Here is a 22,315-nt window from a genome sequence, read left to right as displayed (position 1 = left end):
GCGTTCTCCCAGTGGGCCGAGACCATCAGCACGGTGGCCGGCCTGGAGGTGGTGGCGGTGAGGTCGGCGGACCACGCGGCGAGCTCGGCGGTCCACCGGGTGTCGTCGGCCAGCGGCGGCGCTCCGTGACTGAGGTAGAGCACGGGCTGTGAGGTCATGTCCACACCGTACGCGCAACAAGTTAAATACTAAACTAGTCTCAGGATGTCGACAGGGTGCGAGGGCACAGGGGGCTGGGGTTATCGTCTGCAGCGCAAGCCTCGTCCAGGCCGTGACGAATCCACGGCACGAGGCTCGCAGGAATCGAGGTCCCAACGTGGCTGCAGGGAAGGGGCGCAAGCTCGTCATCGTCGAGTCGCCCAACAAGGTCAAGTCGATCGCCGGCTACCTCGGGGGCGAGTACGACGTCGAGGCGTCCGTCGGGCACATCCGCGACCTGCCGAACCCGTCAGAGCTGCCGGCCGACATGAAGAAGGGCCCGTTCGGCAAGTTCGCGATCGACGTCGACAACGACTTCGCGCCCTACTACGTCGTCGACGCTGACAAGCGCAAGAAGGTCGCCGAGCTCAAGCGGGCCCTCAAGGACGCCGACGAGCTCTACCTCGCCACCGACGAGGACCGCGAGGGCGAGGCCATCGCGTGGCACCTGCTGGAGACACTCAAGCCGCGGGTCCCTGTCAAGCGGATGGTGTTCAACGAGATCACCCGCGAGGCGATCCAACGCGCGGTCGTCAACACCCGCGAGCTCGACACCCGTCTCGTCGATGCGCAGGAGACCCGCCGCATCCTCGACCGCCTCTACGGCTACGAAGTGTCACCGGTGCTCTGGCGCAAGGTCCGCCAAGGGCTCTCAGCCGGGCGCGTACAGTCCGTCGTGACCCGGATGGTCGTCGAGCGTGAGCGCGAGCGGATGGCGTTCCGGAAAGCGTCCTACTGGGACGTCGAGGGCGACTTCACCACCCGGTCGAGCAACGGCGAGCTGGTCGAGTCCGACACGTTCACCGCCCGGCTGAGCGCGGTCGACGGCGACCGGGTGGCCACGGGGCGAGACTTCACCGACCGCGGCGAGCTCAAGGCGAAGTCGGTCGTGCACCTCGATGAGACGATGGCGACCTCGATCGCCACGGCCGTCCCGCTCTCGCCTGTCGCCGTGACCAGTGTCGCCGAGAAGCCTTATACCCGACGACCGGCCGCGCCGTTCACGACCTCGACCCTCCAGCAGGAGGCGTCTCGCAAGCTGCGGCTCAACTCCAAGAACGCGATGCGCGTGGCGCAGCGGCTCTACGAGAACGGCTACATCACCTACATGCGCACCGACTCGATCACGTTGTCGGAGAGCGCGATCAGCGCAGCGCGCACCCAAGCACGCGACCTGTACGGCGCCGAGTACGTCCCCAGCGAACCCCGCCGGTATGCGGGCAAGGTCAAGAACGCGCAGGAGGCCCACGAGGCGGTTCGCCCTGCAGGAGACCGGTTCCGGACTCCGGCGCAGGTCGCCGGCGAGATCCGGGGCGACGAGTTCGCGCTCTACGAGCTGATCTGGAAACGCACCGTCGCCTCGCAGATGGCGGACGCCACCGGGTCGACCGCCACGGTCAAGCTGACGGCAACGCTCGAGGACGTGGAGGTGGCGCGCACCGCCGAGTTCACTGCGAGCGGCACTGTCATCACTTTCCGCGGGTTCCTGGCGGCATACGAGGAAGGTCGCGACGAGGCGGCGACCAAGAAGCGCAAGGAGATCGCCGAGGAGGAGCGCCGCCTGCCCAAGCTGGGTGAGGGCGTCCCGCTCGCCGTCGTGCGCACCGAGGCCGAAGGACACGAGACCCAGCCACCGCCGCGCTATACCGAGGCGACCCTCGTGAAAGCCATGGAGGAGAAGGGGATCGGACGACCTTCGACGTATGCCTCCATCATGGGCACGATCCAGGACCGCGGTTATGTGGGCAGCCGGGGTTCGGCCCTGGTGCCGACCTGGCTCGCCTTTGCGGTGACGCGGTTGCTCGAGGAGCACTTCTCGCGGCTCGTCGACTACGACTTCACCGCCTCGATGGAGGAGGACCTCGACCGCATCGCCGGTGGCGACGAGCAGCGCGTGGCGTGGCTGAGGCGGTTCTACTTCGGTGACGAAGCCGGGTCGACCGAGGGGCTGAAGAGCCTCGTAGACGATCTCGGCGAGATCGATGCGAGGGAGATCTCCACGATCGCCCTCGGTGACGGCATGGTCGTGCGCGTCGGTCGTTACGGCCCCTACGTCGAGGAGGTGGTCCCCGCCGGTGTCGACCCGTCGACCGGCGAGGTGCTGCTCGACGGCGCAGCGCCCAGCGACACGCCCCGGCGCGCGACCATCAACGACGACATCGCTCCCGACGAGATGACCCCGGCGAAGGCGCGGGAGCTCCTCGACGCGGCTGCGGACGATGGTCGCGTCCTCGGGCGAGACCCACTGTCCGGCAACGAGATCGTGGCGAAAGCGGGCCGCTATGGGCCTTACGTCAGCGAGATCCTCCCGGACGATGCCGACACCACCCCGAAGCGCAGCAAGGTCAAGGTCAAGCCGCGCACCGCGTCCCTCTTCGCGGACATGGACCTCGCGACCATCGACCTGGACAGCGCGCTGAAGCTGATGTCCCTGCCGCGGATCGTCGGCGCCGTGACCGAGGAGGACGGCACGTCTGCCGACATCACGGCGCAGAACGGCCGCTACGGGCCTTATCTCAAGAAGGGCACGGACTCGCGCTCGCTCACGACGGAGCAGCAGCTGTTCGACATCACCCTGGACGAAGCCCTGGCGATCTACGCCCAGCCCAAGCAAAGGGGCCGGGCAGCGGCCGCGCCCCTCAAAGAGCTCGGCGTGGATCCGGTGAGCGGCAAGCCCGTGGTGGTCAAGGACGGCCGGTTCGGGGCCTACGTCACCGACGGCGAGACCAACGCGACGTTGCGCCGCGACGACGACCCCGAGTCGATCACGCCGGCGCGCGGGTACGAGCTGCTGGCGGACAAGCGCGCCAATGGTCCGACGACCCGCAAGCGTGCGACGAAGGCGGCGACCAAGAAGGCCGCGACCAAAAAGGCTGCAACACCGCGCAAGGGCGCCGCCGCGAAGACGACGGCCAAGCGGACGACCGCGCGAAAGGCCTGACCCGTGGGCGAGCTGGAACCGACCACCGCCCGTGCCCTGTCAACCCGGCTCGCCGTCGAGCAACGCAAGTCGCGCCTTCCCTCGGTGTCCGCGGCCGTCATACGGGAGGGGTCCTTGGTCTGGGCCGACTCGCGCGGAACCGTCGACGGCCGAGCTGACGGCACACCCGCCGACCCGGACACGCAGTACCGGATCGGTTCGATCACCAAGACCTTCGTCGCGGTTGTGGTCATGCGCCTGCGGGACGAGGGGCTGCTCGACCTGGACGACCGTTTCGAGGAGCACGTGTCGGGAAGTGCGTTCGGCCGCGCAACGATCGCGCAGCTGCTCTCGCACACGTCAGGGCTGCAGTCGGAGACCGACGGACCGTGGTGGGAGCGCACGCCCGGTGCCGACTGGGACGCGCTGATGTCGACGTCGCCGGTGCAGCGCAACCGGGCGGGCAGGCGCTACCACTACAGCAACGTCGGCTACGCCGCGCTCGGTGAGCTGGTCGCGGGGGCCTACGGAGTGCCCTGGGACGACGTCGTCAGGCGCGACCTGCTCGACCCACTCGGTATGCAGCGCACCACGACACGGCCCGCGGGCAATGCGGCCCAAGGCCTCGCCGTGCATCCGTTCGCCGACCTGCTGCTGCCAGAGCCCGAACACGACGCCGGTGCGATGGCCCCGGCGGGGCAGCTGTGGTCAACCGCCGAGGACCTCGCGAAGTGGGCGGCCTTCCTGGCCGGTGACACTCGTGACATCCTCGGCGCCGATACCCTCGCCGAGATGCTCGAACCGCAGGTCGTCAGCGACCTGCCCGGTCAGGCGTGGACCGCGGCGCATGGGCTCGGTTTTCAGGTATGGAACGACGCAGGCAGACGCTATGCCGGTCACGGGGGCTCGATGCCAGGATTCCTGGCGGGTCTCCAGGTCGACGTCGAGACCGGTGACGGGGTCGTGATCTTCGCGAACACCACGAGCGCGCCGCTCTCCTTCGCCCGTGAGCTGCTGACGCTCGTGCGGGAGCGAGAGCCGGTGGAGCCCCGCCCGTGGCACGCGCAGGGGCCCGCGCCCGAGGCACTCGCGATCGCCGGGCTGTGGTGCTGGGGGCCGGCGGTCACCCTCGTCAAGGCGACCAGCGACGGCGGGCTCGAGCTCGGTGTGCCGGGCGAGGGACGGGACGCCCGGTTCCGTCCGGCGGAGGGCGGCTGGGTCGGCCTCGACGGCTACTACGCCGGGGAACTACTTCGAGTCGTGCGCGACGTCGACGGGGCCGTGAGCCACCTCGACCTCGCCTCGTTCCGCTAGACCCGGCTGCCCTACGACCGCGAGCGAGACATCCCCGGCGGCGTCGACGAGGCAGGCTGGCGCTAGGTTCGGGAATCCCCGAGACCGCACCAGGCGTTGCCACCAGCGTGACTGACTCGATGGTGACCGATCGACCGTTGACCCTGTCCGTGCTCGACCTGGTGCCTGTCCGCGCCGACCAGAGCACCGGAGACGCGGTCGCCGCGTCGATCGGCCTCGCGCAGACCGCGGACCGTGCGGGATACCAGCGCTACTGGCTCGCTGAGCATCACAACATGCCCGCCGTCGCCGCCACGAACCCTGCGGTTCTCATCGCCATGGTGGCCGGCGCGACGGAGCGGATCAGGGTCGGCTCGGGCGGAGTGATGCTCCCGAACCACGCGCCTCTCGTCGTGGCCGAGCAGTTCGCTCTTCTCGAGGCCGCTTACCCGGGCCGCATCGACCTCGGGATCGGCCGCGCACCGGGCAGCGACCCGGTCACCAGCTGGGCGCTGCGGCACGGCGCCGGAGGGGTCGAGCCGGACGCAGTCGGCCACTTCCCCGAGTACGTCCAGAACGTCGTCGCCATGATGGACCCGGCCGGCGTCGGTCTCGACCTCGGCGGCCGAGAGTACGTCCTGCACGCGACCCCTCGCTCGACGTCGGTCCCGCCCGTCTGGCTGTTGGGCTCGTCGGACTACTCGGCTCACCTCGCGGCCGAGCTGGGCCTTCCCTATGTCTTCGCCCACCACTTCTCCGGCAACGGCACGGCGCAGGCACTGCACGCATACCGCAGCCAGTTCCGGCCGAGCGCCGCGGCGAGCGAGCCGCGGACCTTCCTCACCCTCAACGTGTGCGTGGCCGAGACCGAGGAGCTGGCTCGTCGGCTGGTCCGGCCGCAGGTGCTCGCGATGGTCGCCCTGCGCACCGGCGGTGAGCTGCGCCCGCAGCTCAGCGTCGAAGACGCCGCAGAGGTCACCCTGCCCGCCGAGCACGAGGCGCTCGCCACCTCGATGCTGGAGCGCTGGGTCGTGGGGACGCCCGAGTCGGCCTACGCGCGGGTCGAGGACCTGGCGTCGACGTTTGCCGTCGACGAGGTGATGCTGCACCCGGTCGCCGGAGCGTTCGCCGGTTCTGACCCGCGGCGTTCGTCTGCTCGTGAACGCAGCCTCGAGCTGCTCAGCGAGCTTGCTCACTTGACCCTGACGCAACGTCAGGCGCCAGCCTTGACGTCGTGACCAGACCAACGACGATAGACCGATGATAGACGCCGTGTGGACGGTGGGACAGGTGGCCGACGAGCTCGGCGTGACGGTGCGAACCCTGCACCATTACGACGAGATCGGGCTGCTGCGTCCCAGCGAGCGAAGCCACGCGGGGTACCGGCTCTACACCAGCACGGACCTCGAGCGGTTGCAGAACGTCGTGGTCTACCGCCGGCTCGGCTTCCCGCTCGATGAGATCGGGGACCTGCTGGACGGCGGCGCGGACGGCAACACCGTCGCGGAGCACCTGCGCCGCCAACGGGCTGCGGTCATGACCAGGCTGGACGAGATGCGAGATCTCGTCGCGGCAATCGACTCAGCATTGGAGAAAGAGATGTCAGGACTGAAGATCACCAGGCAGGAGCAGCGCGAGCTTTTCGGCGAGGGGTTCTCGGACGAGTACGCCGCCGAGGCCGAGCAGCGGTGGGGAGACAGCGACATGTTCAGGCAGTCCGCGGCGCGGACCGCGTCCTACGACAAGGCGGACTGGGTCGCGGTCAAGGCCGAGATGGACGCCGTCAACTCGGCGCTGGTCGAGGCCAAACGGTCCGGCGAGCCCGCGACCGGCGAGCGCGCTATGGACGCTGCGGAGCTGCACCGTCTGCACATCAACGACCGGTTCTACGAGCTGACGCCGGAGTTCCACCGGAACCTCGGCGACATGTACGTCTCCGACCCGCGGTTCACGGCAACCTACGAGGACCTCGAGCCGGGGCTGGCGCAGTTCACCCGGGACGCGATCCACGCCAACGCCGACCGCGCGGCGGCCAGTCACTGAGCCGTACTGACAGCCGACTGAGCTCGACTGGGGTGTGGGGTGGAGTCGTGCGGTCAGGCGTCGATCTTGGCGAGCAGCTTGGTCAGCATGGTCGTGTTGCGGCTGGTGCTGGTGTTCACCCCGAGAATCCGCTCCCAGTCGCGCTTGACGAGCTGGGAGTCGGTGGACTTGCCGTGCATGCGCCAGTGGACCTCGCAGCCGTCGACCACAAGCGTCTCGAACTCGTTTGACAAGGCTTCGAGTGCATGGGCGGCGGCGCCACTCGGCTTCGCCTTGAGGAACGTCACGAAGTACGTGTCACCCGAGCCGACGGTGAAGGGTGCCAGCGCCAGAGCCGTGCGGAGCTGCGCAGCGCTACGGACGAACGTCGTGCACTCAAAGCCGAACTCGTCCTCCAACGCGCTCTCCAGGCCCTTCTCCAGCGAGGCGCGGCGGCCGGGTGCCTCGAACACGACGTTGCCGCTGTTGACGAAGGTCCACGGACTGGCGTGGCCGAGATCCGTGCAGACCTCGACCAGGCGCGCCATCGGAACACGTCGCTTGCCGAGGTTCACTGCGCGCAGAAAACCGACCTGGATCGCCACGGGTGCGACTCTCTCACGGCTGCTGGCGTTGGATTGCCATGTCCACCAACCTGACCCACTCACCGTGGCCGCCGACCATGAGCATGGGGTTCTCCCACCGCAACCGGATCGCGTCACTCTTGACCTCGAGCAGCCAGGCTCGGCGCCACTCCTGCCCCGCGCTTCGCACCCACCAGGGCTCCGCCAGCGAGGACATGCCGATCTCCCTGACGAGTGCCTCGGCAGCGTCCTGGTCGGTTCCCGGACCCAGGGCCGCGCCGAAGACGGTCGCCGGAACCCACTGACCACCGGTCTCCGCGCTGGGCAGGAGCACGCCGATCAGCTCGTCGTCGTCCTCGCGACGGACAGGCAGGCTCACGGTTCCGATCTCCATTCCTCGACGGTAGGGCCACCCCCTGCGTGAGGGTCAACCTGATTAGCGGACCGGACGGTGTGACACCGGACTGTCCTAGAGTCGCGTCATGAGCATCCCGATGCCCGCTGTGGCCGCCAGCGGCAGGCATACCGGGATGTTCGTCGCCTTCGAAGGCGGCGACGGGGCAGGCAAGTCCACCCAGGTACGCCTGCTCGCGGCAGCCCTCGAACGGGCCGGTCGGGCTGTGCTGGTGACCAGGCAGCCCGGCGGGACGGCGCTGGGGGCACAGGTTCGTGACCTCGTGCTCCACGGGGACCACGTCTCTCCTCGCGCGGAGGCACTGCTCTACGCCGCCGACAAGGCGCACCACGTCGACACGGTCATCGTCCCGGCGCTGGCTCGTGGCGAGATCGTCGTCACCGACCGCTACGTCGACAGCTCGATCGCCTACCAGGGCGCGGGCCGAGACCTCGGTGGGGAGGAGATCACCGCCCTGCAGCGGTGGGCGGTGGACGGTCTGCTGCCCGACCTCACGATCGTGCTCGATGTCTCGCCGGGGACGGGCCGCGAACGGCGGGGGGCTGTCGAGGACCGCCTGGAGGCGGAGGGGGACGACTTCCACGCCGCCGTGCGCGAGCACTTTCTCGCTCTCGCGGCGGCGGACCCGGCGCACTACCTGGTCGTGGACGCCCAGCTCCCGCCGGAGGAGATTCACCACCGGGTGGTCGCCGCGATCGAGTCTGCTTGGGCGCCCGGTGTGGCCACCGCGACACGGGTTCCGCTGTGAGTGTGTGGGACGACGTCGTCGGCCAGCCGGACGCCGTCGCCACGTTGAGCCGAGCGGTGAGCGAGCCGACCGCCATGACCCACGCGTGGCTGTTCACGGGGCCTCCGGGCTCGGGACGCTCCGTCGCGGCGCGGGCCTTCGCCGCGGCGCTCGAGTGTCCGCAGGGCGGCTGTGGGGTCTGCCGTGAGTGCCGCACCGCGGTCGGCGGCAGCCACGCCGACGTCAAAGTCGTTGCTACCCAAGGGTTGTCCATCAAGGTCGAGGACACACGTGCGCTGGTGCAGGAGGCTGCGTTGCGGCCGTCGGTGGGTCGGTGGCGGGTGATCATCGTCGAGGACGCCGACCGGTTGACAGAACGGGCGGCCGACGCGCTGCTCAAAGCGCTCGAGGAGCCGACGCCACGCACGGTATGGATGCTCTGCGCTCCGTCTCTCGAGGACGTCATCATCACCATCCGTTCCCGGTCCCGACACGTGCGACTGCGTACCCCGCCGGTCGGTGCGGTCGCCCAGCTGCTGGTCCGCCGCGACGGCATCGACCCGGGGATGGCGATGTACGCAGCGCGTGCGGCACAGTCGCACGTCGGGCTGGCTCGCCGGCTGGCGCGCGACGAGGGTGCGCGGATCCGCCGGCGCGACGTGATCGCGATGCCTGTGCGGGTTCGCACCATCGGCGACGCCGTCGCCGCAGCCGCCGACCTGGCCTCGATCGCCGACGAGGAGTCGACCGCATCTGCGACGGAACGGGATGCGGCCGAGCGGGTCCGGCTGCTCGAGACCCTCGGTGCGGACCCGGCCGCCCGCACCCAACCGCCGCACGTGCGCTCCCAGGTCACCGCTCTGGAGCGCGAGCAGAAGACCCGGGGGACCCGCTTCGCCAGGGACACCGTCGACCGGTCGCTGGTCGACCTCTTGTCAATCCATCGAGATGCCCTGGCATTGCGCCTCGGCGCCCACGTCGAGCTGGTCAACCAGGACAGCATCGACCTGGTCCGCGCGCTCGCTGCTGCCCGCAGCCCCGAGCAGCTGCTGCGTGCGATGGACGCGGTCGGGGAGGCGCGGGAGCGGATCAACCTCAACGTCCCCCCGCTGCTCGCCCTCGAAGCGATGGCCATCTCGTGGCTGGCGCCCCATGCCCTCGAGCTCGAGGACGCCTGACGCCCCGTCTGGTCGGGTTGCTCGCCCGCGGCGGGCGGGCATATCGGGACGCATCGGACTCTTTCGTAAAATCCCTGTTGCGAACCGACACGAGAGGGCCACACTCCGGAGTTGGGTCGGCATTGTCGGGGCTCCGTAGGCCTCGGCTGGTACGGGTGTCCGGCCAAGTCCTCGTGAATGGAGAGCACATGACCACGTCCCGTCACCGCATACTCGGCGTCGCGGTCGCCGCCTGCGCGACCACCCTCGCTATCGCCCCGGCCGCTTCCGCCGCCTCGGGCCACCCGGGCGCCACAACGAAGTGGCACCGCACCCTCACCAACGAGGTCCTCGCACCGTTTCAGATCGCGGTGAGCAAGGGCAAGGTCTACGTCGCTGACGGCTTCACCGGCACGGTCTCACGGGTCGACGGCAACCACCTCACGCCATTGGCCCATGGCCTTCCCGGCGGGGACGTGGCGGGTCTGGACGTCGCCGATGACGGCTCGTGGGCTTACACCACGAGCGTCGCCGACCCGGTCACGAACATCCACACGGCCGCTCAGCTCGTCATCAAGAAGCCGGGCAAGGCCGACAAGATCGTCGACCTCGCGGCTTACGAGGCGAGTGCGAACCCGGACGGCTCCACGGCCTACGGCCTCGCCCCGGGAACCGACTGCCAGGCGGGTCGTGACTGGCTGGCCATGGCGAGCGGGAGCCCGGCTTCTTACACCGGGGTCGTTGACTCCCACCCGTATGCCGTCGCCAGCCTGGGCCACGGGGCGTGGGCCGTCGCGGACGCCGGAGGCAACGACATCGTCAAGGTGACCGCCGACGGCACTGTCTCCACCATCGCCGTGCTGCCGGCCCAGAAGACCGCCATCACCCCGGGGCTCCTTGGCGCCCTGGGCGCCCCGCCCTCGGCCTCCTGCCTCGTAGGCAAGGTCTTCGGGTTCGAGGCGGTGCCCACGGACGTCGAGCAGGGCCCCGACGGCAAGCTGTGGGTCTCCACGCTGCCAGGGGGTCCGGAAGACCCCAGCCTCGGTGCGCGCGGTAGCGTCTACGCGGTGGGCCCGTACACCGGTGGGGCCAAGCTGGTCGCGACCGGGTTCCTCGGCGCCACCAACGTGGCGCCGTCGGACTACGGCACCGCCTTCGTCACCGAGCTGTTCGGTGGCAAGGTCGACAAGATCACGCAGTCGGGCAAGGTGACCACGTTCGCCACCATCGACGCGCCGCTCGCGGTCGAGGTGCAGGGTGACGGCGTCTACGTCGCCACGCTGGCGGCGATCGACAACTCGACCGGGCAGGTCCTGGCCCCGGGAAGCATCGTCAAGTACAAGCGCTGACCCGTATGCCGGGAGGTTGATCCCGGTGACAGGTCACGCAGGAGTCACCACGACAGGTCCGCGGCACCCGCCGCGGACCTGTCGTGGTGTGTCGTGCGTGTGTCGGGCGTGCATCTGGGTTCGGATGGGTCACCGGAGGGTTGCTGTTCGGTCTCCGTTGGGTCACCCCCGGGTCGACGGGTTACCGTGCTGCGGTGGCGACGCTGCATACCGTCGGCCTTGCGCCCGCCTCACCTGAGCACCCCGAGGAGCCCTGGACATGACCCGAACCGGTTCGCCCGGTCCTGGACCCCTCGGCGGCGGGAGCGCCGGGCGCGCTGGCCGCGCGGGCCGGGGGCTGCTGGCGGCGGTCGTGGGCGTCGTCGCCAGCCTGAGTCTCTCCTCCTGTCTGGTCCTGCCGTTCCTCCCGAGCAACGACTCCGGGTCGAAACCGTCCGCGAGCCGCTCGACACCCGTGACGCCGCAGACCCCGCCGTCCGGGACGACCGGGCTCGACGCGTACTACTCGCAACAGCTCACCTGGTCCTCGTGCACTGGTGGCGAGTGCGCCAAGCTCAAGGTCCCGGTGGACTACTCCAAACCCTCGGGTAACTCGATCGAGCTGGCGCTCCTGCGGGTCGTAGCTCGGGACAGCGGTGAGCGGATCGGCTCGCTCGTGGTCAACCCCGGCGGCCCGGGCGGGTCGGGAGTCGACTATGCCCGCTACGCCAACCAGATCGTCGGCGCCGAGGTGCGCAAGCGCTTCGACATCGTCGGGTTCGACCCTCGCGGCGTCGGCCGGTCCGCGCCGATCGACTGCTTGAGCGACAAGGACCTGGACGCATTCCTCGGTACCGATCCGACCCCGGACACGCCTGCGGAGGAACAGGACTCGATCAGCGAAGCCAAGAAGTTGGCCGACGGCTGCGCCGCCAAGAACCCCGCGCTCATCGCGCACGTCTCGACGGTCGACGCGGCTAAGGACATGGACATCCTTCGTGCAGCGCTCGGCGAGACGAAGCTGAACTACCTCGGCAAGAGCTACGGAACCTTTCTCGGCGCGACGTATGCCGACCTGTTCCCCACGCTGGTCGGCCGGTTCGTGTTGGACGGCGTCGTGGCTCCGGACCTGACGTCCAAGGAGATCAGCCTCGGTCAGGCCAAGGGGTTCGAGCTGGCCACCCGTTCCTATGTCGCTGACTGCATCAAGAGCCCGGACTGCCCGGTCGGGCAGAGCGTCGACGAGGGCATGACGTGGATCCAGGACTTCCTCAAGGGACTCGACGCACAGCCCCTGCCGGTGACCGACGACCAGACGGTGACGCAGCTGAACGAGGCGTGGGGGTCCATCGGCATCGCCGATGCCATGTACGAGCAGGCCCTGTGGAAGCAGCTCAATGACGCGCTGCGGGACGCCAAGGGTGGGGACGGCAACGCGCTGATGCGGCTCGCGGACGACTACGCCCGACGTACGCCGGGTGGCCAGTACCAGAGCAACATCATGGAGGTGATCTACGCGGTCAACTGCTCGGACAAGGCGGACACCGCGGACATCGCCCAGGTGGAGGCCAACGCCAACGCTGCCGTGAAGGAGGCGCCGACATGGGGCCGGTTCCTCGCCTGGGGATCGGTGGCCTGCGGGGTGTGGCCGGTCAAGCCGGCGACGCCCATCCACAAGGTCACCGCGCCGGGTTCAGGACCGATCGTCGTCGTCGGGACGACGCGCGACCCCGCCACGCCCTACGAATGGTCCGTGCGGCTGCGTAACCAGCTGTCGAACGCGACCCTGATCACCTTCGACGGTGACGGGCACACGGCATACATGAGATCGAACTCCTGCGTGAACACCCCCATCGACGACTACTACGTCAACGGGACCGTCCCGCAGGACGGCCTCAAGTGCTGAGCTGCCCGCGGGCCTGAGCGCTGGGGCGCGGTTCGGAGAACGCCCGGCCAGTCCGTATAGTGGTGCCCCGCGCCCGACGGGTGCACGCCGCCTTAGCTCAGTCGGCCAGAGCGATTCACTCGTAATGAATAGGTCATCGGTTCGATTCCGATAGGCGGCTCCACGGAACATCTCAGGCAAGGCCCAGAGGAAATCGGGGCCTTGCCTGAGCCCTTTTCAACTGTGTCCGGCTAGCGCGGGGTCGGGGCGGAGAACTCGTTCCCGTCGAGGTGGCCCATCGTGACTGAGCCGACGCCGCATCGGCGAATTTCAGGCGCACTGACGCCCGCGTGGTCGAAGTCGAGGAGGGTCGCGCCGAGGGTGAGGAGCCACTCAACTTCGCCCTACTGGGCACCGTCGACTGGCGGTGTGAGGTCGAAGTGCAGCCGGTTCCTGCCCTTCTTTAGGTTCACCGGCGGTCCTCCCTAACTGACCTTGGGACCGCCGTGCGGCGACCGGATCGAGACCACTCTCGGCGGAGCTCGGTGCGCTTCCAGGGGGCCGATGTCACGGAAGTCAATGTCTGGCAGTCGAACTCGTTGTGGACAACTCTTGCGGGCGGGTCGACCGGTTGAGTAAAGTAGTACACATGTTCGAATGGCGTGGGCGGGTGACGGTGGCGGACCTGGAGGGTCTGCTGCCGATGCTGGCCGACCTCGGTTCCGCCGCGGGTTCCGCAGGAGTGACCGACACGGTGCGGGTCGACGTGCTGTCGGTGTTGGAGCGGGTCAAGGCCGCAGCGGCGGGGGCGCAGGTACGGGTGACGGCGGCGTTCGTGGACTCCCAAGAACAGGTCGCGGCGCAGTGGACTACCCGGGCCGTGCAGTGTTCGGACGCGGGCGACTTCCAGGGGTGGCGGACGGCGCGGGACCAGGCCCGACTGGCCACCGTCGACATGCACGGCGACGTCGGCCTTGGCCCCGGCGCCGGTGGCGACGGTGACACCTACTCGAGCGGGTCAGGTCGACGTGTGGGTCGCGCACTTCGGCCGGGTGCAGGGTCGGGGTTGGGGGTAGCCGCCCAGGTGGGGTTGGCGCGTGCGGTGTCCCCGTCCCGGGGGGCACGGCACGTGCGGGAGGCGGTGGTATTGGTGCGGGACATGCCGGCGATGCTGGCCGCCCTGGAGGTCGGGGCGGTTTCGGAGTGGCGGGCCGGCCTGGTCGTCGCCGAGACCGCCGTGTTGTGCCCGGGGGACCGGCGGCTGGTCGACGACGAGCTGGCAGCGACGTTGGGGGTGGATGGGACGCACCCCGCCGACGGGGGCCTGGCTCGGTTGGGGGATAGGGAGCTGGTCCGGCAGGTGAAGGCGGTCGCCTACCGGGTGGACGCCGCGTCCGTGCTGGCCCGCTCGGTTCGAGCCGTCACCCAGCGGCGGGTCACGATCCGGCCGGCGCCGGACACCATGACCTACCTGACAGCGTTACTACCGGTGGCTCAAGGAGTCGCCGTGTACGCCGCGCTGACCGTGGCCGCCGCCACCGCCCGAGCCACCGGTGACGGTGACGGTGACGGTGACGGCCGGTCGAAGGGTCAGCTGATGGCGGACACCCTGGTCTGCCGGGTCACCGGACAGGCATCCGCCGCCGCCGTCCCGGTCGAGGTCCAGCTCGTCATCACCGACCGGACCCTGCTCGCGGGGACCGGCCCAGGATCAGACATCCCCGCCCAGGTCCCCGGGTACGGGACCGTGCCCGCCGGCTGGGCCCGCAACCTGCTCACCAACAACGTCACCAGCGACGTCAGGGGCAACGTCACTGGAGAGGCCGGCCACGCCGGAGATGCCGGAGATGCCGGAGATCCGGTCGCTGGGGCGGCGCGGGTGTGGCTGCGGCGGCTGTACACCCACCCGGTCGACGGGACCCTGGTCGCCATGGATTCCACCCGCCGCACCTTCAACGGTGGGCTGCGCCGGTACCTGATCGGACGAGACGTCACCTGCCGCACCCCCTGGTGCGACGCCCCCATCCGACACCTCGACCACGTCACCGACCACGCCGCCGGCGGACCCACGACCGCCGCCAACGCCCAAGGACTCTGCATCGCCTGCAACCACACCAAACAGCTGCCCGGCTGGCAGGCCCGAACCATCCAGACCTGGAACCCCCACGACGGCGCGGCAACCGGCGGCGACGCGGGTCACGAGCTCGACCCCGGCGACGAGCTGGAACTCAACCACGACCTCGAGCCAGACGACCTCGAACCCAGTGGCCGCCATACCGTCGAGCTGACCACGCCCACCGGCCACCGGTATCGATCCACCGCCCCACCCGTCATCCCCGGTCACCCCAGGGCTCGCCTCCACTACGCCAGCCCCGAAACCAGCCCGCTCGAGACCTACCTCGAACGACTCCTCGCCGCCGCCTGACCCTGCCGCATGGACGGTCGAGAGGCCCAGGATTAGACGCCGGAACCGCGTGACAGGTGGTCAGTCACGACGTTCTCCGTCCCATCGCCCGCCCACTGGGTGTGGAACGTGCCGTCGCGGTCAACCCGCTCGTAGGTGTGCGCACCGAAGTTGTCGCGCAGCCCTTGGACCAGCGCCGCAGGCAGCCGTTCGGCTCGAACGGTGTCGTAGTGCGCTAGCGCCGACGAGAACCCGGGCACCGGTACACCAGCCATGACAGCGGCCGCGATGGTGCGTCGCCACCCGTCCTGTCGCTGCCCAAGACCGGACGCGATGCTCGGGGCAACCAACAGTGTCGAAAGGTGTTGCGTTGCATACTCGTCGGCGATCTGGGCGAGCAGCCCGGCGCGGATGATGCACCCGCCGCGCCAGATCCGGGCGACGGTCGCGACGTCGACGTCCCAGTCGTACTCGGCGCTCGCGGCCTTGATCTGCTGCAGCCCTTGGGCGTAGCCGACCACCCGGGAGCACCACAGCGCCGCCCGGACGTCGTCCACGAGCTCCGACCCTCGCGGCACACTGCGCGTCGGCCCGGTCAGCGCCTCGCGCGCGGCGGCGCGAACCTCGGTGTCCCCGGACGTCGAACGTGCGAACACGGCTGCGGCGATCGTCGACACCGTCACTCCGAGCTCCAACGCGATCTGTACGGTCCAGCGTCCGGTGCCTTTCTGCTCCGCCTCGTCCCGGATCAGCTCGACCAGCGGCCGTCTCGTCTCCGCGTCGGTGTGGCCGAGGACCTGGGCGGTGATCTCGACGAGGAACGACTCGAGGTCGCCCTCGTTCCAGTCGCGGAAGACGTCGGCGCACTCACCGGCCGTCAGCCCCGCCGCTGAGAGCAGGTCGTAGGCCTCGGAGATGAACTGCATGTCGGCGTACTCGATGCCGTTGTGGACCATCTTGACAAAGTGACCGGCGCCGTCCGGGCCCAGCCAGGCACAGCACGGGTCACCGTCGACGCGGGCGGCGATGGACTCCAGGATCGGTCCGAGTGTCGCGTACGCCTCGCGCGAACCGCCCGGCATGATCGACGGCCCTTCGAGCGCGCCGACCTCGCCCCCGGAGATGCCGGTGCCCACGAAGTGCAGGCCCTGCTCACGCAGCGCTGCCTCGCGTCGGCGGGTGTCCGCGAAGTGCGCGTTGCCGCCGTCCATGACGATGTCGCCGTCCTCGAGGAGTGGTACGAGGTCGTCGAGCACCGCGTCGGTGCCCGGGCCGGCCTTGACCATGACGATGATCCGACGCGGCTTCTGCAGCGATGCGACGAAGTCCTCCAGCGACTCTGACGGCACGAACGTCCCCTCGTCGCTGAACTCGTCGACGAGAGCGGTCGTCTTGCTGGTAGTCCGGTTGTGCACCGCGACGACGTGTCCGCGCCGCGCCAGGTTCCGCGCCAGGTTGCGGCCCATCACGGCGAGCCCGGTCACCCCGATGTGGGCGGTGGGGTCAGCGCTCACAGGACGACCTCTGGACGACGACCACGGAACCGGCTGACCCAGAAGACCAGCAACCCGAAGAGGACGAAGACGACGGTGATGGCGACGACATAAAACCCCACTGGGCCGTAGCCCGTCTTCGGGTCGAGGAAGGGATAGGGGACCCAACCGTCGGTGGCGCCTCGGATCAGCACGACCACCAGCCAGACGACGGGGTAGACCAGGACGACCCAGAGGCGGGAGTACGGCAGTCGCACGCGGTCGCGGAACAGGATCCAGTCGAGCAGGCCATAGATCGGGGTGACGATGTGCAGGGCCGCGTTGGCCCACGCGACCGGCACGCCCCCGGCCGCTCCGAGGGGCGCGAGCAAGGTGGCATACACGAGACCGACAATGACGATGTATGTGGTGGCTGCGGCCCGCAGCAAGGTGTTCGTCTCCGGGGAGAGCCGGCCCGCCAGCAGGACCGAGAGCAGGTACGCCGCCGCTAGGACCAGGTTGGACTGGATCGTGAAATAGCCCAACAGGTTGAAGGGGTTCACGGTGACCCGCGACGCCGCCTCCGCCCAGGTGGCGGCGACCGCGGCCACGATCAGGACCGCGACCGCCACGCGCAAGACCCTCGCCACCGTGGTGGTCATCTACACACTCTCCTCCGCAGCAGGACCCACCCGGCTGACCTGGCTCTCGCACACGGCCGGGACCGGACTCATGCTAGGTCCAGCCGCGACCGAGACGGGTCAACGTGGGCTCACCGGACCCTCCGCCGACGCCTAAGCATGGCTCGTTCGAACCATCTTCGGTCAAGAGCGGGTCAGGAGTCCGGCTCAACCCTCCCCATCAGCCGCGGGTGTTCCTACTCTGGGAGACATGCATCGCGATGACGCCGATCTCACGGACGAGGCGCTGCGTGACGAGATCGAGCTCGTCGCGTCGCTCGTCGTGGCGGCGTCCGGCTGTCCCGGGCGGATGCAACGGGAGGAGCTCGACTCCATCCTCGGTGTCCCCCAGGTGTCCCTCCTCTCGAAGGAGCAGGTCACCACGGCCTGACCGTTGAGAATCGGCGGCGGCGTGGGCCCAGATCGAGCGGCAGCAGCACCGGCACGCCACGCCACGCCTCTCACGCTCGTCACGACGGCGCCTGCGTCTCCGACCATGCCGCAACCGGGTTCGACGATGACCCGCGACCGATCGGTGGACAAGGCGCCCGGGAGCCGGGCTGATACGTGTGTTGGCGCGGCCTAACCGGGGGTGGAGGGGGCGATCCAAGCGACTTTTGTTACCAGTTCGTGATCTTCGCTGGACAGGTGAACGAATAGCGCCCGTGACGTGCAGAAAAACAGGCTTGTCATTACCTATATCGCACGGTTGTAATTCATGGATCGGCCCTATTTCCAATGGGATTGAAGTGAGCGGTGTTCCCTGTGTGACGAATGAGTCCTAGTGTCTGGCAAGCCCTGTTAGTCCGGCTTGCCACCTTCGTCCACCACCGATGTCAAGGCGACACGCCGTCCCCCGAGAGGACAACCGTGCCCGAGCACTCCCGCCTGCGACGTGCCCCACGTCGTTCTGCGCGTCGCACGGTGACCGCCCTCTCGGGCGCAGCGCTTCTCGCGACGCTTGCGTTCCCCCTCGGGACGGCGCACGCGGACCCCCAGCCCAACCCGGTCTACCCATCGGCCGACCAGGTCGCCGGTGCCAAGGCTGCGGCCGTGTCGGCTGCCGGGTCGGTCGCCGACCTCGACGCCCGCCTGTCCTCCTCGCGCGACACGGTGGCGCGTCTGCAGCAGGCGGCCGGGGACGCCGGCGAGGCGGCCAACGGCGCGCAGCTCGCCCTCGACGACGCCACGAAGGCGAGCGCCGACGCTCAGACGAAGGCCGACAGTTCACAGGCCGCCTCGGACACGGCGACTCTGGCTTTGTCCCGGTATGCGGCGGAGGTCTACCAGAGCGGCGGTGACACGAGCCAGCTGGACGTCTTCTTCGGCGGCGGGGGCCCGCAGGCGGTTCTGGATAGGGCCGCCGGGGTCGATGCCGTTGGGGGTGAGCAGGCCCGGATGGTGTCCGAGGCCGAGTCGGCCAAGCTGCTCGCACAGAACCTACGTCAGCAGTCGGCAGAGGCGGAGGCTCGCCGGGCCGCGGCGGCAACGGCCGCCAAGGCAGCCATGGAGAAGGCCGAGCAGGCCGCCCAGGTGGCCGAGACCCAGACCGCCCAGCTCGAGGCGCAGCAACAGCAGGTGACGGTCCAGCTGGCGACCATGCAGAACACTTCGGTGCAGCTGGAGCAGCAGCGTCAGGCCGGTCTCGCCGCCGAGGAGGAGCGCCGCCGCGAGGAGGCGAACCGGCTGGCCGCCGAGGCCGCTGCCCAGGCGGCCGCACAGAAGGCTGCCGTCGAGGCGGCCGCCCGTGCTGCAGCCGCCGCACTCGCCGAGCAGGCCGCCCGCACCGCGCGCGAGCAGGCGGTCGCCGCCGTCAGAGCGGCGGCCGCGCAGCAGGCCGCTAACGACGCGGCCGCGCAGCAGGCCGCCGCGGACGCGGCCGTGCAGCAGGCCGCCGCGAGGGCGGCCGTGCAGCAGGCCGCCGACGCAGCCACCAAGGCCGCGCAGACGAAGGCCAGTACCCCACCGCCGGCGTACCGGCCTCCGACGTCGACCGTGAGGCCCCCGGTGGTGACCAACCCTCCGCCTCCGGTCGCCGGTGGAGTGGCCGCGGTCATTGCCTTCGCCAGAGCCCAGCTCGGCGAGCCCTACGTCTGGGGAGGAGCCGGCCCCAACGTCTGGGACTGCTCGGGTCTGACGATGATGGCCTGGAAGCAGGCCGGAGTGAACCTGTCGCACTACACGGGTGCGCAGTGGGCCGAGACCCACCGTGTCGCCATTGCCGACCTGCAGCCCGGAGACCTGGTGTTCTACGGAACCTCAGGGGCGAACAGCCACCACGTCGGGCTCTACATCGGCGGCGGCATGATGATCCACGCGCCGAACCCGAGCACCGTCGTCAAAATCGCGTCGATCTACTCGATGTCCGACCTCGTGCCCTACGGCGGCCGTCCCTGACATAGCAACTCCTAGGGCCTCGACGTCGAGCAGCGGCTGCCGCTGCTGTCCACCTATCTGGGCCACTTCGCGCCGAGCTCCACCTACTGGTATCTGTCGGCGGTTCCCGAGCTGCTCGCGCTCATCGCGGACCGGGTCGACGCGATTCCGGAGGATCAATCATGAGCACCCTCGCACGATCAACGGTGTAACTGGTGTTCATGGTTAGAGGCCTCTCGGCAGATGGCAGGCGGGCGGACCGATCCCCAATCGTGGCTTCGACCGGGCGGTCTGCGGAGGTGCGGGCCAGTTCTCAACGAGCGACGCCAGGCCAAATTGACCAAGACATCCGCGGAGGATTTTCTACTGGTGGGGGTTGAGGTGGACGGAGAAGGCGCCGAAGACGTCGGGGGCTTCGGTCCAGAACATGTGGGCACTGTCGGTTTGGGCTGACACTTGGCCGCGGGCTTGGCGGGTTGAGGAGCCGGTGACGGTGAATACCAGGGCGCCGGAGTCGCCGGCCCGGACCGCGTACCCACTGGATGCGTACCCCTCGACTCCGCGGACGCTGTACACGGCGCCGTTGTCCCAGCTTTCGTTGTAGGTGATGTCTTGGTTGATGACTTTGATGCCACAAGGCACGCCATGTCCGGTGTAGTAGGAGCGGGCGCCGTCCTGGCAGACCAAGTCACCGTTATAGGAGTAGGCGTAGGAGTTGACTCGATACCACCTGCCGGTCGGCTGGTCGGCTTCGTCGGAGTTGGAGCCAGCGCCGCCGGAGCGGCCGGTGTACACAAGTGCGGCGTCCCAGTGGGTGTTCACGGAGACGACCCGTCCGATGTAGTGGCCGTAGTTGTAGCCGAAGTTTCCGGTAGCGTCGCCTTCGCCGTAAACGTTGCTGCCATTGGGGAAGCAGTGCGCGGCGACGGTGATGTAGTCGGAGCCAGCGGAGTTCTCGGCGGCGAGACCGGTCGTGCATTGGTCGCGGTAGCCCGAGCGCACGCCCGTCCCCAGCGCCACGTCGCCACCGATGAAGGGAACAGTGTCGTTCCATCGCCACTGGGTCGGTGTGATCGGCGACCCGGCCGCGATGGTCAGGTCCACGTCGCCGCCGAGGGCGGTCTGCGCTGCCGCGCGCCACGCCTGCGCGTCGGCCGTTGTCGCAGAGGGCGTGTTGCCGCCATCAGCTCGTGGGTCGCTGGACACAACCTGGACACCGGAACCGTCCGGGGCGGCTGCGGCGCTGATGATCGAGTAGCCGGACTCCAGCGACTTCGATCCCATGATCCGAGCGATGGTGGCGTCCACATGCTGTTTAGTGAACTTCGCCTTGACCACCCTGACCACGCCGGTGTCGATGGAGGGGTTGGCCGCTTTGGCGGCAGCCACTAGGTGGACTCCGCGGGGCAGTGAGGTGACGTAAAGCGTCACCGTGTTGGTGTCGCTGTTGAGGGCCAGGTTGGCGTAAGTATCGGCGAAGGCGGTCCGGCCCTGGTCGCCGAGAGCGTCCGCGACGGCCCGTAACGGCTCCAGCTGAAGCTGTTGCGCGGCCGCGGTGCCATCCGTGGGTGTCGGGCCCTGGCCGTCTTTGGCGGACGCCGGTTGAGCAAGCAGGACGGCAGCCGCCAGCGTGCAGAAGACGGTTGTCGCCGTGCGTGCCCGGGTGATCTTCATTTTCGGCTCCCAAATCCGGTCAAACCGCGTCCAAACGACGTCCTTGCATCCACAGTAGGACCGTTTCCGCCGATGACCTGGGCATCACCCGAGCATCTACTGGGGGTTTACTGACAGCCGCTGTGCGCCGGGACGCGGTCTCAACGTGCCTTCTGAGCAGCCGATGGCCGGGCAACACGACGACTGGATCGAGGGCCGACGCTACCTCGGTCTCGATGTCCTAGCCGGCTCCCGCGTCGCCCGAGGTCGCACTGCCGCCGGGCCGGTCCCGCCTGCAGGGCACCGTCTACGAAGCACCGAATGCGAAACCCGATACCTCGCCGAGCAATGGTGCCCGGACTGCGCGCGGCCCTGCCGGCGGATAGGACCAGGCGGAACCTGTCCCAGCTGCGAGACGCAGTTGCGGAAGATGACAGGGGTCGGGATTGTGGCACCCTCTAGGTCGAGGGGTCCATCAATCCAGGCGCCGCGCACAGTGAGCCCGCGCGCGTCGAGGCCAATGGAGCGGACTAGGACAGCGGTCCGAATGGCGGTTGCAGGGATGACCGTCTTTGGCCCCCAGGGACCCTGTGCATAAGCCTCGCGAGGTGGTGGGTGCCGTTGAGGTCGAGCGGGTCCCGGCCGTCCTGTCTCGTCATGGCTTCGGTGAGTCGCGAAACCCAGGCATCGTGTTGTGTCGTCACCACGACGCCGATCGTGTCAGGATCGCCCCGGCTGTTGCGGCCCTTTCGTGTTCGCCAAGGGGATCCGAACTGGGTTGGGTCTACCGGGTTGGCCGCACGGCCCGGGTGCTGTGCCGGTGGAAGACCTGGTCCGCGGTCAGGTCATGGGCTCGAAGCGGAGCGCCGACGTCCTCGGCTCGCCTCAGTGCCTCGCCGTCCCCGCCCAGCGCCGAGCCCCACCGCAGCGGCGACACCTATCCCGGTTCAGCGGGTCGAGCTGGACGCCGCAGTGAGACGTTCTGACTGTCGCGGAGAACCTGGGCTGGCGTACGCACGAGCTCGTCGTGCTGCCGTTGGGGCAGACCGCCGCGGCCGGTCAGCGGGTGCCCGGCGCGGATGGGAAGGTCGACGAGTCGGGGAGTCTGGGTGAGGCGTCCGCCTCCTGCGCCGGGGGTCGGGCACGGGAATCGACTCGGCTGCGGTCGGCTGGGTGACGGTTGTGACCTGGTTGAGGCCAA

At 69.1% G+C, this 22,315-nt stretch carries 16 protein-coding genes, 1 tRNA gene and 1 pseudogene; 12 read left to right on the top strand and 6 right to left on the bottom strand.

What is annotated here, in order from left to right; translation table 11 throughout:
• Positions 1–158 (bottom strand): annotated as a pseudogene (locus ABI385_RS01795) (dioxygenase); the annotation flags it as partial.
• 158 nt (positions 159–316) lie between these two features.
• Here ABI385_RS01795 and topA point away from each other — a divergent pair.
• The 4 genes from topA (at position 317) to ABI385_RS01775 (ending at position 6,454) form a co-directional block, all read left to right on the top strand.
• Complete coding sequence (topA, locus tag ABI385_RS01790; protein WP_348102018.1) at positions 317–3,139, top strand: type I DNA topoisomerase; 2,823 nt, start codon at positions 317–319, stop codon at positions 3,137–3,139.
• A gap of 3 nt (positions 3,140–3,142) precedes the next feature.
• The gene (locus ABI385_RS01785; RefSeq protein ID WP_348102017.1) at positions 3,143–4,432 is read left to right on the top strand and encodes a serine hydrolase domain-containing protein; all 1,290 of its coding nucleotides are present in this window, start codon (positions 3,143–3,145) and stop codon (positions 4,430–4,432) included.
• A gap of 119 nt (positions 4,433–4,551) precedes the next feature.
• Positions 4,552–5,649 carry an LLM class flavin-dependent oxidoreductase gene (locus ABI385_RS01780; RefSeq protein WP_348102016.1) on the top strand — a complete coding sequence of 366 codons (1,098 nt, stop codon included), beginning with the start codon at positions 4,552–4,554 and terminating at the stop codon, positions 5,647–5,649.
• Between the two features lie 22 nt (positions 5,650–5,671).
• The gene (locus ABI385_RS01775) at positions 5,672–6,454 is read left to right on the top strand and encodes a MerR family transcriptional regulator (RefSeq protein ID WP_348102015.1); all 783 of its coding nucleotides are present in this window, start codon (positions 5,672–5,674) and stop codon (positions 6,452–6,454) included.
• A gap of 53 nt (positions 6,455–6,507) precedes the next feature.
• Here ABI385_RS01775 and ABI385_RS01770 read toward each other — a convergent pair whose 3' ends face one another.
• On the bottom strand, positions 6,508–7,038 hold the full coding sequence (locus tag ABI385_RS01770; protein ID WP_348102014.1) for a DUF1697 domain-containing protein: 531 nt from the start codon (positions 7,036–7,038) through the stop codon (positions 6,508–6,510).
• 13 nt (positions 7,039–7,051) lie between these two features.
• Positions 7,052–7,411 carry a hypothetical protein gene (locus ABI385_RS01765; protein ID WP_348102013.1) on the bottom strand — a complete coding sequence of 120 codons (360 nt, stop codon included), beginning with the start codon at positions 7,409–7,411 and terminating at the stop codon, positions 7,052–7,054.
• 88 nt (positions 7,412–7,499) lie between these two features.
• Here ABI385_RS01765 and tmk point away from each other — a divergent pair, with 88 nt between their 5' ends.
• The 6 genes from tmk (at position 7,500) to ABI385_RS01735 (ending at position 14,954) form a co-directional block, all read left to right on the top strand.
• Positions 7,500–8,180 (top strand): dTMP kinase, encoded by a 681-nt coding sequence (gene tmk / locus ABI385_RS01760; RefSeq protein ID WP_348102012.1) that lies wholly within the window; start codon positions 7,500–7,502, stop codon positions 8,178–8,180.
• Complete coding sequence (locus tag ABI385_RS01755; protein ID WP_348102011.1) at positions 8,177–9,337, top strand: DNA polymerase III subunit delta'; 1,161 nt, start codon at positions 8,177–8,179, stop codon at positions 9,335–9,337. Before tmk ends, ABI385_RS01755 begins: the two co-directional genes overlap by 4 nt.
• A 188-nt stretch (positions 9,338–9,525) precedes the next feature.
• Positions 9,526–10,665: a ScyD/ScyE family protein gene (locus tag ABI385_RS01750; protein WP_348102010.1), complete on the top strand. Its 1,140-nt coding sequence runs from the start codon at positions 9,526–9,528 to the stop codon at positions 10,663–10,665.
• A gap of 259 nt (positions 10,666–10,924) precedes the next feature.
• Entirely contained in the window at positions 10,925–12,550 is a 1,626-nt protein-coding gene (locus ABI385_RS01745; RefSeq protein ID WP_348102009.1) for an alpha/beta hydrolase, read from the top strand.
• 86 nt (positions 12,551–12,636) lie between these two features.
• A tRNA-Thr gene (locus ABI385_RS01740) sits at positions 12,637–12,713 on the top strand.
• Between the two features lie 465 nt (positions 12,714–13,178).
• Positions 13,179–14,954 carry a DUF222 domain-containing protein gene (locus ABI385_RS01735; protein WP_348102008.1) on the top strand — a complete coding sequence of 592 codons (1,776 nt, stop codon included), beginning with the start codon at positions 13,179–13,181 and terminating at the stop codon, positions 14,952–14,954.
• Between the two features lie 32 nt (positions 14,955–14,986).
• Here the strand turns inward: ABI385_RS01735 and gndA are convergent, their stop codons facing one another.
• On the bottom strand, positions 14,987–16,447 hold the full coding sequence (gndA, locus tag ABI385_RS01730) for an NADP-dependent phosphogluconate dehydrogenase (protein ID WP_348102007.1): 1,461 nt from the start codon (positions 16,445–16,447) through the stop codon (positions 14,987–14,989).
• Positions 16,444–17,067, bottom strand: a complete 624-nt coding sequence (locus tag ABI385_RS01725; RefSeq protein ID WP_348102006.1) for a Pr6Pr family membrane protein — start codon at positions 17,065–17,067, stop codon at positions 16,444–16,446. The genes gndA and ABI385_RS01725 overlap by 4 nt, the downstream gene beginning before the upstream one ends.
• Positions 17,068–17,296: 229 nt before the next feature.
• Here ABI385_RS01725 and ABI385_RS01720 point away from each other — a divergent pair, with 229 nt between their 5' ends.
• Positions 17,297–17,476 (top strand): hypothetical protein, encoded by a 180-nt coding sequence (locus tag ABI385_RS01720; RefSeq protein ID WP_348102005.1) that lies wholly within the window; start codon positions 17,297–17,299, stop codon positions 17,474–17,476.
• Positions 17,477–18,009: 533 nt separating this feature from the next.
• Positions 18,010–19,482, top strand: a complete 1,473-nt coding sequence (locus tag ABI385_RS01715) for an NlpC/P60 family protein (RefSeq protein ID WP_348102004.1) — start codon at positions 18,010–18,012, stop codon at positions 19,480–19,482.
• A 342-nt stretch (positions 19,483–19,824) separates the two neighbouring features.
• Here the strand turns inward: ABI385_RS01715 and ABI385_RS01710 are convergent, their stop codons facing one another.
• On the bottom strand, positions 19,825–21,135 hold the full coding sequence (locus tag ABI385_RS01710) for a hypothetical protein (RefSeq protein WP_348102003.1): 1,311 nt from the start codon (positions 21,133–21,135) through the stop codon (positions 19,825–19,827).
• Positions 21,136–22,315: the final 1,180 nt, after the last annotated feature.

Source organism: Lapillicoccus sp. (assembly GCF_039935575.1).
In the GTDB taxonomy this organism is placed as follows: domain Bacteria; phylum Actinomycetota; class Actinomycetes; order Actinomycetales; family Dermatophilaceae; genus Lapillicoccus.
The sequence above is the reverse complement of the archived record's forward strand: the minus strand, read 5'-3'. Positions and strand labels throughout refer to the sequence as shown.